This is a genomic window from Yersinia sp. 2541 StPb PI (assembly GCF_052217145.1).
Classification (GTDB): domain Bacteria; phylum Pseudomonadota; class Gammaproteobacteria; order Enterobacterales; family Enterobacteriaceae; genus Yersinia; species Yersinia enterocolitica_E.
The window spans coordinates 1,821,273-1,833,899 of the sequence record NZ_JAZGQB010000001.1 but is presented as its reverse complement, the minus strand read 5'-3'; the positions used below and the strand labels follow the sequence as shown (position 1 = coordinate 1,833,899).

Sequence of the window (12,627 nt, the reverse complement as noted above, 5' to 3'; positions counted from 1 at the left end):
GACCCTGTTTTGATTAATTAAGACAATTTAAAGTGGATAACGCAATATAGCGCTCAACTGATTACCGGCTAAATCGCTTTCCCGCACCGCCAAAACTCGAGCTCCGGTTGCCAATGCACGTCTGGCAATCTCATCGATAACCCCATATGTCAGAGCATCATCTTCTGACGCAAAAGTAATAATACCCTGATCATTGATAGTTCCTGGGACTTGGCTTTCAATATCAACCAGTAATAAATCAATAGCACCGAACGTTGCCGCCCGTGCCGCATCCGACAAATCATGAGTGACTCGACGTTCTCCTGCGCGCTGTTCAAATAACGGCTTCAGCCCCTCTATTTGCGCCCGATAGAAATTATCCAATACCGGGCGCGCTAATGTGGCAAGTTCCGAAATATTAAGATGTTCTGCATTGGTAGATAACGTTTCATCCACCAGATTTGATAATGAATTTGTCGCCCGATAAATTGACGTCAAAGGTTCAGTACTGACTAAAATAAGCGGATAGTTATGACGGGCAAATAATGGCCGCAGGGCATTATCTATTTGCCGGGTATATTGTGCGAGCCTTACTTTTTCATGTACGCCATCATACTTACGTGCATTTAATGAAGCTTTACCTACTGCATTTAACACATTGTCAGGTAGGTTGGGAACAGAAACGATAGCGGGTGGTGCATCGGCAAAAAACTCAATCAAACGCACTTCATTTTCTGATAATGCCAGAATATAAGCGGAGTGTGGAAATGTCAGTGCGCGTAATAACGGTTTGAGGTGGAAACGCTCACTGATCTCTACTTGGTCTTGCAGTTTATTAGCCAAACGGTAGGTTCGCAAAGTATCAGGCGTCGCAAGTATTGCGAGGCTGTAAGCATGCAGATCCCAGAATGACTCATCCTCTAATACGGAATATAACTCTTCTTCCAATAAAGCCAGACGCCGTTTATCAAAGTTTACGGCCTCAAGCTGTTGTAATGCCTCTTTTATTAAGTTCCCCAGCTGGATTTTACTGCCAGCTAACTGTTGATGTAACGGTGATGTTTCAAGATAGATGGAAACACAGGCATCGGAGCGTACATCAGAAAGACTAAGAAATTCTTCACGACTTGGAATGTCAACATGTAGCATAGGTCACCTTCAAGAAATAATGGACACGATACTTATATCTTTATCAAGTGCATGTTTATTATAGCCAACCAATGCCACTTTGCTTTCTATCGACATCGAAAAAATCGTTGCACGCTAAAATTGTTAAAATACATTTAACTGCTGGTATTAGCCCTAATATCTCAAATTCAATTAAGGCTAGTACATCCCCCACATTGATAACTTTGCACTATTTATTCTTTATTCGTTATTCTGTCTTATTCTGTTTTATTCGATTAACCAAAATGATCCCCGCACAAACCAATACCAGCGCAAGGGCATTCTTCCATTCTAAAATGCTTTCATTGAGGAAAATGGCGGACAGAACCGCACCTGAAACCGGGATGAGAAAATTGAACGGTGCAACCATCCCTACCCGATTATATTTGAGTAGCAAGCTCCAGAGTGCAAAAGCGGCCGATGACAACAGCACCAGGTAGGCCAATAACAATAAAGCCCGCCAGCCAATGTCACTCAAATGGCCACCAAAGAGATAACCGCCAAGCGTCAACACCAACCCTCCGATGGCAAGTTGGTAGCCTGTCATCACCGTGGTATCCATGGTTTGTGAAATACGTTTGCCGTAAATACTGGCGGCAGAAAGGATGAAAGCAGCCAGTACCACACTTCCCTCACCTAACAGTGAAAAATTAAAATCCATCAAATCGGCGCCAAAATTCACCACCATCACGCCAGCAAAACCCAGTGCGCAGCCAATGATTTTATTAAATGATAATCGATCATTTTTATAAATATAATGCGCCAACAAGACACTGAAGAATGTCCCCGTTGCATTCATGATGGAACCTTTCACCCCGGTAGTATATGCCAGCCCAATATAGAAAAAGACATACTGTAACGTGGTCTGTGTTAGACCTAAAATGGCAATCTGCCTATATTGGCCCTTGTTAAGTCGGCCAATAGCTTTACCACTGGCAACAGCAAAAATGAGTAGCACTAACCCGGCCAATAAAAAGCGATAACCCGCAAACACCATCTTGCTCGGAATGTCATCTGGGGCGATATGAAACAGTGCATAACCATTTTTAATCGCAGGGTAGGCACTGCCCCAAAGAAGGCAACAGAAGGTTGCCACGAGGAAAACAAATTTTTTATTGGTAAAAAGCGCAGGACTGCGGTCCACGTGAACATCCTTTTCAATCAAAAAATGAAATGATGTTTCGTTATAACTATTTCCTGTTGAAAAGTCCCGTCTGATGTCACTTTTCTCTTAAAAAGATCCATCAACTCTCCGAGTACCGCATCTATAGCACGTGGCCATCAAAAATAGATTGTCTGTCTTTTTGCTATTTGTAGAATAATTGAACGACGATGCTGACATTCATTAGTTATTCATGGCGTTGTCTAACCTCGTTCAATGTTTGCACTAACGGACAGAGATCGTGTACGATGCTGGTTTAATTAAATAACTTTGGTTTTCATCATGTTAAAACTATTTAACGTAAACTTTAATAGTATGCCTGAAAGAAAGTTAGACGAGATCTTCACACTTAGAAAAATAACATTTAAAGATCGCTTAGATTGGAAAGTAACCTGTACTGATGGCAGAGAAAGCGACCAATATGATGATGAGAATACAAACTATATATTAGGAATAATAGAGGACACTATTGTTTGCAGTGTCAGATTTATTGAAATGAAATATCCGACAATGGTGGCAGGGCCATTCGCACCTTATTTTTCCGACATTGACCTTCCGGTCGATGGTTTTATAGAATCCAGCCGTTTCTTTGTTGAAAAAAAACTAGCAAGAGATATGGTAGGCAATAATAGTGCACTCAGCGTATTACTTTTTTTAGCAATGGTTAATTATGCCAGAAGCCGTAATTATAAAGGTATACTGACTGTTGTCAGCCGAGGGATGTATGTATTACTGAAGCGTTCCGGCTGGAATATTACAGTTTTAAACCAAGGTGAGTCAGAGAAAAATGAGGTTATTTATCTTTTACATCTGGGTGTCGACATTGATAGCCAACAACAATTAATAAAGAAGATACGCAGAACGCATCACGTTGAACCTCATATACTTGAAACCTGGCCATTAGCGGTGCCAGATATAGTTAAATAGGTTTAATTAACTTTAACTCTATGCCAAGTCTTATCGCATGCTTGGCATTTAAAACACCAAGTTTTCTGACAACATTACCAATATGAAACTTAACTGTACTTCTTTTTATTCCCAATATTATGGAGATTTCCGAGTATGTTTTGCCGACACTAGCCCAATATAAAATTTCGTTCTCTCTAGGCGAAAAGATTTCCCTTTCGTCACCGGCACCATTCAACTTATTGTTTTTACTGTTATTTTTGTGGTAAAGACCCAACATTTTATCATGAGTCAGAATAAGCAGCATTTGAATTTTCTCTTTATTGGTCTCAATGCTCTCATCAAAAGAAATGCTATCATCACTTCCATTAGAAATATTCAGCGTTGCCATATTATGATTATTATCATGAAGAACAAATGTATAACCATTAATGATATTATATTCTCTGGCAAGGTTAAATACGGCTGAGTCGGTTGACTTTATATTAATCACCGAATTATCGTCCCAAGCAAACGGAGCAACTTTGTCTTTTGCCGTCAAAATAACAGGATCGATAAGGTGGTAGTTATTTTTTTTATATGTTTGTATCCAATCCATTGGATAGTTTGAAATAATAGTCGGGTGTAAGGGTGTTTTCTTATTCATTACCAAATAGGAATAACGCAGATCACCATAAGCTTTTATTCTTCTTTGAATATAGTTCTTTATATCTTCATTAATACTTTCATTGTCAAAATAATCAATTATCATAACAGACCAAGTTTACTATATATGTTGAGCAACGATACAATTTTATGACATTGTTTTCAATAGAAATCAGTGTATAAAATAGACTTACAGAGTTTCCTCACAAACGCCCGGCTAACATTATATGAATAAACAACCTAGACTAAAGGATAGTTTTCCAAACTAGACTTAAGGCTAGCTATTATTATAGCCCTATGTTTATTAGACTGTTTTTGCTTTAAATAATTAGTTTTAGATATTATAGAACTAATATATTAGCGCACAGACGCTAAGAAAGTTAGTCAAAAAAGAATATATTTTCGCCAACACCAGGGGACTTTTAGTCCCACAAGACCTGCTCTGCCTAGCCATCTGGATGCATTTACATTCAGATGGCCATAATATCGCCCCGCCCCCTTCTCATCGTTTAAAAATCATACAAATAATCAATGTGTGCAGTAAATCCATGCTCCTTGCGATTAATAAATGATTCCTAATACATATAAACATTAACCTTATTTATATAATTTTGATAAACTTGACTTAAGTCATATCACTAACCCGAATTAATTGTATGATTAATAAACGGTTATAATGTTTTCCCTGGTGTTGGCCGAATTGGCATCCCTTACCAAATGAGATTGGTAAGGGTTTTTTTTGTCTATCATTCAGCCTGCTGCATCACCCGAGCTAATGTAATAGCACGGATAATCACCGCACGATCAACCTGTGGGTTACCACTTTCCAATAACTGCTGCCAAATAGCGATGGCCTGCGCGTATCTATCATGGGTAAAGTTATCAGCGGCTTGCAGCATTAGCGCAGTATATTGCATGGGATCTTTAGTCAAAGCCTGCTGTAACCAGTACGTCACATCACCCGTCATTTTTTGCCCTGACCGGTAATAGAACACCGTCGCTCGTGCAGCATCAAAGCGGGCACTGGCCCCCTGCAAACGTTCAGCCTGCTGCAAGGCGATCAATGCATCCTCAAATTCGTTACGATATAAATAATGTTGAGCTAAACTGTACCATCCATCCCCCTTATCGGGAGCCAAACGAATACGTTGTTGTAACCGAGATAGCGTGGGATCACTGCTCTGCTTATCGAGCATATTATTCAACCGCTGGGCTTCCTGTAGCCGCAAAGCCTCTTGCTGCACGGCGGTATAATGGCCCAGTTGCCGGTATCCCAACATAATTAGAATCAGCACCACCAGGCTGAAGCCCAGCGGCCAGCGCCAGCTCAACCGACCATATTGCACCAGCCACGGCCACCACAAACTCACTACCACCAACAGCACCAGTATCGCCAGCCCTATCGATAGCACCATTATCGCGGCCCTCTCACACCTGAGACAGATTGCCGGCGTATCCTAAAAATCAACCCACCTAACACGCAGACCAGCAACACCCCAGGCCCAAACCATAGCACCAGTGTGGCACTGCGCAACGGAGGACGATACAGAACAAAGTCCCCATAGCGCTGGGTCATTACGGCCATTATCTCCTGAGAGCTGTGTCCTGCTTCTACCAACTGATAGACCTCTAATCGCAAGTCTTGCGCTATCGGCGAGGTCGACTCCAGCAAGTTCTGATTTTGGCATTGGGGACAACGCAACTCCTGCGCCAATGCCAATGCTTGTTGCTGATGTTGCGGCGAACTAAAATGATAGGTATCCACCAGATCAGCCGCAACACCAGATGAAAAAACCAGTGATAACATCAGGAATAAAACTTTCATGGGGTTCCCACCCTCGCCCATTGCGCCAGTAGCGGCATAAACTGTTGTTGCCATATCTCTGTCGTCATTTCACCAGCATAGCGCTGGCGAATAATGCCATTTGCATCAATTAGCCAGGTCTCAGGTGTACCATATACCCCCATCGCCAGTGCTAATGTGCCATGCGGGTCATAAAGGTTCTTCTGATAAGGATTGCTGTAGCGCCGCAGAGTATTTAACGCCGCCTGACGGTCATCGCGGTAATTCAGACCATAGAACTGCACACCATGCAGCGTCCCAGCTATCTGCCCCAGTAGGGCGAGCTCTTGCTTACAACTGGCACACCAACTGGCCCATACATTAATCACCGTCACCTTACCCAACAGTTGCTCTCGCGTTATGTTCTGCCCGGGCTGTTGCAATTCGGATAAAGAAAAAGCGGGAAACGGCAGGTCTTGCTCGGCCAACTCGATACGATGCGGATCCCGCGTTAAGCCGCTATAAAGCAAGCAGCCCAGCAGTAAGGCAACCAGAGGGACAATCAACCAAGGCCAACGTTGTTTCATTTATCCCCCGCGAGGTCGCTAACAGGGTGGATTCTGCGCCATAGCGCCAATAAACCACCAACTACCATCATCAGTGCGCCCCCCCAAATCCAGCTGACCATCGGTTTATGGGACAAACGTACGCTATACTCCCCCGCGCCCAAACTATCCCCCAGAACCACATAAAAGTCGGCCAGGGGGCTACTGGCTATCGCCGGCTCTATCATCAACATTCCCCGCGCTGTATAGTGCCGCCGCTCCGGTAACAATGTGGTTAACGCTTGCCCATTCTGGCTGACCACAATATGCGCCTGCTCACTGGTATAGTTTGGGCCGATCACTAATTCAGTTTGACGATAGGTAAACTGATAACCCGCCAGCGTGACCTGACTGCCTGGTGCCATACGTCGCCCCTGCTCGACGGTGTAATATGAAGCAAACAGCATTCCCAGCAGGCTGACCGCAACGCCACCGTGTATCAACCATAAATAGCCACGTATCTTTGGCGCAAATAATGGCGCGAACAACGTCCAGAGGGCCAGAGTGACACCTATCAGCATCCCCACCTGCCACGGTGATTCGAATAGACCTAAACCGAGCACCCCACCGGAGATAGCTAATACAGCAGGTACGACAAGACGCCAGCCATTGATTTTGCGGCTTTGCCGCCAATCGGCAAACGGCGTTATGCCCATCAGCAATAGCAACAGCAGCACAAAAGGTGTCAGGGTTTGATTAAAATAGGGCGCACCAACAGACAGTGATCCTAACCCCAGCACACTGACAATTAATGGATACAATGTGCCAATCAATACGGTTACCGCAGCAATGCTTAGCAGCACCATTGCCGCCAGCAGTAATGACTCCAGTGAGAAGAGGTTGAAAGCAGCAGAGCGATTGTTGCCCCGCACCCGCAGGGCAAATAGCGTCAATGAACTCAACGTCACCATGCCAAACAGCGCCAGTAAAGCCTCACCGCGCGCCGTATCAACAGCAAAAGCGTGAACTGAGGTCAACACCCCAGAGCGCACGATAAAAGTGCCTAACAAGCAGAGTTGAAATGTCACCAGCGACAGCAAAATGCCCCAATGATGATATAAGCCCCGTTTCTCAATAACAGCCAGAACATGTAACAGTGCAGTTGCGGTGAGCCATGGCAGTAATGACGCATTTTCAACCGGGTCCCAGAACCACCAGCCGCCCCACCCCAATTCGCTGTATGCCCACCATGCCCCCAACAAAATGCCAAACGTGAGAAAACTCCAGGCAGCCAATACCCAGGGACGGCAGTAGTGCACACTATTGTTGCCATTGCGGCCTGCAAGCAACGCCGAAACGGCAAAAGCAAAACTAACGGCAAAACCGCTATACCCCAGATACAACAAGGGTGGATGAAATATCAGCGCCAGATCCTGCAACATTGGATTTAAATCACGCCCCTGCGCCAACGTAGGGAACAATCGCTCAAAAGGATTGGAGAAAAAGAGGATAAAAACGCTCAGGATAAGCAGTAGCCCCCCCATCACTGCCAACGCGCGAGCAAAAAAACGCAGCGGAAAATGACGGCGAAAAAGCGTCAACGCGGAACTCCACAGGCTCAGAGCAAACAGCATAAACAACAAGGAGCCTTCATGCCCGCCCCAGATTGCCGCAACCTTATAAAATAGAGGGAGCTGGCTATTACCGTGTTGTGCTACATAAAGCAGAGAAAAATCATCGCTAACAAAGCACCAACCCAGTAACAACAGTGCCAATGTAATGAATAAGGTCACGGCGTAACTGAACGACGGTAACCAATACAACAAAGCCAATCGCCGCCCATGGAGAGCAATAATAGGCACACCAGTGAGCAGCAGCGCCAATGACGCAGCCACCAACAGTGACAACAGCCCCAACTCACCTACCATACATTTTCACCCATCACCGGTTCGCCTCCTCACACAACCGTCATCTGACCGGCATAAAGAATAAAGAAACGTAAAACCAATACGCCAAACAAACTCAAGCCGGATACCGTCACTAGAAATGAAACCCGATGGCGCATTCCATGGCTACAAAAACGGTTTAAAACTAATGGCAGCACCATGCCGCAACCGATAACCCAGAACCAAAACATCGCGGCCCAAAAACCACCGCCCAACGCGACAGCGACCGCGACTTCTTTCTGACCACCGCCGAACCACAGCCCGGTGAAGAATGCTAGCAGCAGAAATAGCTCCAACCACACCACCGGTTTTTCCAGCCGATGAACAAATGCCAGTGCCGGGCTATCTATGGGTTCTTTAAAAAAGGTCACTGCGCACAACACCATGGCGGCAATACCCGAAGAAACGCCGGAGAACAGAAATAACACCGGCAATACCGGATTATTCAACAAGGGGTAACTCTTCAGGGCCGATAACAGGAAGCCGGTATATGCCCCCAACGCCACAGCCAGAAACATCATCAATGGTTCCAACTTGCGTTCAATCGGTGCCAGTTTATGCAGTACCGTGCCAACCCAATTCAATTTGCGGTAAGGCTGTAATAACGCCGTCAGCCCGTGGCGAAATATCACCGCCAGCCAGACCAACAGCACCACCATATAAATTTGAAACAGCATGACACCCAATGACATCACCGAGCTGGTACTGTAGAAAAACATCAGCTTCCAGAAAGTCCACGGCCGGGTAAGGTGCAGTATCAAAATAAACAACCCCATAATCACCGCTAAGGGCGCCATCATAGCGGTCGATTTAACTAACCCACTGCGCGCCGCCTCACCGCCCAGAACCCGTTGCTTAACCAATAGGCTAACTACCACCATGCCCGCCGATACTCCTATCAAAAACAGATAGATGGCTATCGGCCAATCCCACACTAACGAGGCAAAGTGAAACGGGGTATTCAGTTCAGGATTCATCCGGTTATCTCCCCATACTGAAAGGGAACACGATACAATTTCGGTTGTGTCCCAAGATGTAACTTGGCGCGATACACAGTGCGCTGATGCAATAATTTCACCAGTTCACTGTTAGGGTCGTCCAAATTGCCAAAGGTGAGTGCCTTGGTTGGGCACGACAAGACACAGGCGGGCTGTTTACCCTGCTTTAGATTAGTTTTCCGACAAAAATCGCATTTATCGGCAGTTTTCGTCACCGGATGGATAAAGCGCACCCGGTACGGACAGGCGGCGATACAGTACTGGCACCCTACGCAGAGGTCGGGATCGACATCAACAATCCCAGTCCCGCTATCGCGATACGAGGCTCCGGTTGGGCACACATCGACACAGGGTGCCTTATCGCAATGCTGGCAGGAGTGACGATAGAACTGATATTTTACGGCAGGAAACTCACCGACCGGTTGGCTACGGATGATGTTTAACCGTGAGACCCCAGCGGGTACATGATTAACCTCACGGCAAGCATCCATACAGGCCGTGCAACCAATACAACGGGTTTCATCATGTAGCATCCCGTAACGAATGCCATCAACAGTGCCGCTGAGTGCCAGTGAACGTCCAGCAGAACCGGTCAGGAAAATCAGCGCCCCCATACTGGCGATAAAGTGACGACGGTTCGTATTCATGGTGTTTCCTTCGATATCAGCTCCTGCTGACGGCGATGACAGTCAACACAGAGTTTGACCCGCCCTTTATCGTCAAGGCCATGCATCGGGTCGGTTTTAGGATGCAACTGATGACAACTGACACAAGAAAGCTTCAACATGTGCACATCATGGGGCCAGAACGCCTCGCGTAATTTCTCCGGCAGATGGCAGCTCATGCAGACACTGTTTTGTTGTGAGACGCTGTACATCGCTTTATCGGCATTAAACATATCGCGGTTAAAACGCATCACATCTTTAATACCATTACGGTGCAGCACCGATGCCTGCCCATGGCAGTTGGTACAGGTTAAGGCCAACTGCGTATTCGGATTTACCGCGCCAGCATGTTTGCCATGCAACTCATCTTTTTGTTCTTTATGACATTGGATGCAAGCAGCATCCGGGTTGCGCTGCGGCTCAACAATATGGCGCAACGCGGGCATTTTCGCCGTCGTGTTCGGTGTTGTGGCGAGAGTGGGCAGCGTGCACAGAATCAACACTACCAGCAGCGCGGCTGAACCGAATGAACGTAAAACGCGCATAGTTATTCCACCTTTGCTATGGCCCCAATCTGGGGCCGTTTGTCTCTGGAATAGATCCGGTGAGCGTATTGTCACACCGGAACGCCTCTTACTGGCTCAACCGGCCCGCTTTTCTGGCTTGATCATCCCAGGCTGGTACCACTTGTTGCAGAAACTCCTGCTTCTCGCGGTTCAGCTTATCCATATCCATTCCCAGCGCTTTCTGGGCATTGAGTTTGGTCGAAATATCCGGCAGCGGAATTTCGTGGCTAATCCCTTTTGTCGCCAGCAGACGTGCAAGTTTGGTGCGGGCATCGGCAGCTTTATTCAACGCGCCCCCCAATACACGCAGACCAACATCCGGTGCATGCATATGAATACCGTGGGAAGCAATGGCATAATCCCAGCGCCATTGGGCATGGCGGATATCTTGCAGAATAGGTTGCATTTCTTGCTCGGTTGCCCCGGCATCCCAAGCAGCTTTTGCCTCGTAATGCGCGTGAACCAGTTGTTTCTCAACATTCAGTTTTAACTCCTGAATGCTGGCTTTGCGTTCAGCAACAATATCTTGCAAGGTTTTTTTATCCTGGGTATGGCAGTTAACACAGGTAGTTTCAAAGCTATCAAACGGGTTGCGGATCTGGTGGTCGGTATACACCTTACCTGCCGCATTTTGGATTTTCGGCATATGGCAATCGATACAACTGACATTGTTTTTACCGTGGATCCCCGCACGCCAGGTTTCATACTCAGGATGTTGGGCTTTCAACATCGGGGTTTTTGACAGCGGATGAACCCAATCGGAGAAAGCGATTTCATCGTAATACTTCTCCATTGACGCCACATCCGTGCCTTGATCCCATGGGAATTTCACCGCTTTATCTTTACCGGCGAAGTGGTACTCAACATGGCACTGGCTGCACACCATGGATTGTTGATCCAAGCGGCTGGCATGTTCGAAAGGTTTATTGATAGATTGCAAAGCACGCTCAGCATAGGGCCGGGAGAGGACTAAAGCTGGCTTCCCGGCAGCAAAATCAGCAGAAGCGGTATTATGGCAATCGGCACACCCCAACTGATTGACGACTTCCGGGCCACCTCTGGCCCAAGTCCCTTTGAAATACCCTTCTTCACCTTGTTCATTGATCAAGCGGGCAACATCCGGGCTTTTACAGCTCCAGCAGGCCATCGGCAAGGGGCCATCCTCTGCGGTCTTCGGTGCTGCGGTACGTAAGGTTTCCCGCACATCAGTGACAGCATAATAGTGCCCACGAGGTTTGTTATAATCTTTGGCAAACGGATATCCGGCCCAAAGGATCACCAAATTGGGGTCATCCGCCAGCGCATCTTCTCGTGGCCCACTCTCTTTGGTTTTCAGCCATGAGGTGAATTGGTCAACATGCTGTTCAGCGAATTTATCGTTGCGGGCCTCAATCGGCGGCGTAGGTGCCGCCGACAAAGAAAATACCGCGCCTATTGCCAAAAGAGCCATTATCCCTACCAACACCTGTCTTATAAATTTGCTCACAATATTTACTCCAGTGTGTTTTTCCATACCGGACGCTATCAGTGCCCGCACCAGATGGTTTTTTTATTTTTAAACCCGCAATCAGGTGAGAAATAGCGAGCCAGGAGGCGAAGCATGACTGATATCACCCTGTGGGTTAGGCAGATAGTAAGGAGGATTTGCAGCAAATGATTTGTAGTAGTAAGAATGCTTGTTTTAGATCAAACAATTTTTGTGTGGGTATTCGCTTTTATGAACCAGCTCAAAAAAAAAGCATCTCATCGATCAATTTTTACATAAAAGTCAATCATATACCTCTTTGTAGGTATACCAAGACCATTAGAGCTCCTCGCTACGTAAATATAAGGGCTACCAGTTTCACAACTCACTTCAACCGCCAAGATATAGGTAACCAGCAACCACAACACAATCAGGCAAGCGAGTATCACTTGCATCATAACTTTCGATTTATTTCGAATTGCTATTTTATTTGCTATCGATCTCAAATGCCGGATCGCTATCCGGGCTGCAAAAATGGTGCAACCAGGGGATTCCATCATTCTCGACAGTGGCAGTACCACATTAAATGTTGCGCAAGAGCCGGCAAAACAAGATGGAATAACGGTACTGACCAATAATCTGCCGGCTGCCTGGGCACTTTCCAGCAATAAAGAGATTACGTTAGTGATATGTGGTGGTACTTTTCGCCATAAAACCCGTTCATTCCACGGTTCCCATACTGAATCTGAGTTGATGGTTAATCAGTATTCTCGCTAATGGGGCGATTCACACGGGATACG

13 protein-coding genes are annotated in these 12,627 nt (G+C 46.2%); 2 read left to right on the top strand and 11 right to left on the bottom strand.

Annotation, left to right across the window (positions count from 1 at the left end; all coding sequences use genetic code 11):
* Positions 1-27 precede the first annotated feature (27 nt).
* Both V1953_RS08035 and V1953_RS08030 read right to left on the bottom strand, forming a co-directional pair.
* A complete protein-coding gene (locus tag V1953_RS08035; RefSeq protein ID WP_083158492.1) occupies positions 28-1,128 on the bottom strand; it encodes a baeRF11 domain-containing protein in 1,101 nt (366 codons plus the stop codon).
* A 226-nt stretch (positions 1,129-1,354) separates the two neighbouring features.
* Entirely contained in the window at positions 1,355-2,290 is a 936-nt protein-coding gene (locus V1953_RS08030) for a DMT family transporter (protein WP_372559297.1), read from the bottom strand.
* Positions 2,291-2,590: 300 nt separating this feature from the next.
* Here V1953_RS08030 and V1953_RS08025 point away from each other — a divergent pair, with 300 nt between their 5' ends.
* Positions 2,591-3,235, top strand: a complete 645-nt coding sequence (locus tag V1953_RS08025) for an acyl-homoserine-lactone synthase (protein WP_193784637.1) — start codon at positions 2,591-2,593, stop codon at positions 3,233-3,235.
* On the opposite strand, the gene V1953_RS08020 is transcribed toward V1953_RS08025, so the two are convergent.
* The 9 genes from V1953_RS08020 to nrfA all read right to left on the bottom strand — a co-directional run bounded on the left by V1953_RS08020 (position 3,228) and on the right by nrfA (position 11,812).
* Positions 3,228-3,965, bottom strand: a complete 738-nt coding sequence (locus V1953_RS08020) for a helix-turn-helix transcriptional regulator (protein ID WP_083158490.1) — start codon at positions 3,963-3,965, stop codon at positions 3,228-3,230. The genes V1953_RS08025 and V1953_RS08020 overlap by 8 nt on opposite strands.
* A gap of 640 nt (positions 3,966-4,605) precedes the next feature.
* Positions 4,606-5,274: a TPR domain-containing protein gene (locus tag V1953_RS08015; RefSeq protein WP_083158489.1), complete on the bottom strand. Its 669-nt coding sequence runs from the start codon at positions 5,272-5,274 to the stop codon at positions 4,606-4,608.
* On the bottom strand, positions 5,274-5,684 hold the full coding sequence (gene nrfF / locus V1953_RS08010) for a heme lyase NrfEFG subunit NrfF (RefSeq protein ID WP_083158488.1): 411 nt from the start codon (positions 5,682-5,684) through the stop codon (positions 5,274-5,276). Before nrfF ends, V1953_RS08015 begins: the two co-directional genes overlap by 1 nt.
* Positions 5,681-6,229 carry a DsbE family thiol:disulfide interchange protein gene (locus tag V1953_RS08005; RefSeq protein ID WP_083158487.1) on the bottom strand — a complete coding sequence of 183 codons (549 nt, stop codon included), beginning with the start codon at positions 6,227-6,229 and terminating at the stop codon, positions 5,681-5,683. The genes nrfF and V1953_RS08005 overlap by 4 nt, the downstream gene beginning before the upstream one ends.
* Positions 6,226-8,115, bottom strand: a complete 1,890-nt coding sequence (locus V1953_RS08000; protein WP_442850817.1) for a heme lyase CcmF/NrfE family subunit — start codon at positions 8,113-8,115, stop codon at positions 6,226-6,228. Before V1953_RS08000 ends, V1953_RS08005 begins: the two co-directional genes overlap by 4 nt.
* Before the next feature lie 29 nt (positions 8,116-8,144).
* On the bottom strand, positions 8,145-9,110 hold the full coding sequence (gene nrfD, locus V1953_RS07995; RefSeq protein WP_083158486.1) for a cytochrome c nitrite reductase subunit NrfD: 966 nt from the start codon (positions 9,108-9,110) through the stop codon (positions 8,145-8,147).
* Positions 9,107-9,778: a cytochrome c nitrite reductase Fe-S protein gene (gene nrfC / locus V1953_RS07990; RefSeq protein WP_442850816.1), complete on the bottom strand. Its 672-nt coding sequence runs from the start codon at positions 9,776-9,778 to the stop codon at positions 9,107-9,109. The genes nrfD and nrfC overlap by 4 nt, the downstream gene beginning before the upstream one ends.
* Positions 9,775-10,341 (bottom strand): cytochrome c nitrite reductase pentaheme subunit, encoded by a 567-nt coding sequence (nrfB, locus tag V1953_RS07985; protein WP_083158484.1) that lies wholly within the window; start codon positions 10,339-10,341, stop codon positions 9,775-9,777. Before nrfB ends, nrfC begins: the two co-directional genes overlap by 4 nt.
* An 88-nt stretch (positions 10,342-10,429) precedes the next feature.
* Positions 10,430-11,812, bottom strand: coding sequence for an ammonia-forming nitrite reductase cytochrome c552 subunit (gene nrfA / locus V1953_RS07980; protein WP_083158483.1), 1,383 nt, complete (start codon positions 11,810-11,812; stop codon positions 10,430-10,432).
* Positions 11,813-12,256: 444 nt separating this feature from the next.
* Between nrfA and V1953_RS07975 the strand changes: the two genes are divergently transcribed.
* Positions 12,257-12,604, top strand: coding sequence for a hypothetical protein (locus V1953_RS07975; RefSeq protein ID WP_442821433.1), 348 nt, complete (start codon positions 12,257-12,259; stop codon positions 12,602-12,604).
* The last annotated feature ends 23 nt before the right edge of the window (positions 12,605-12,627 follow it).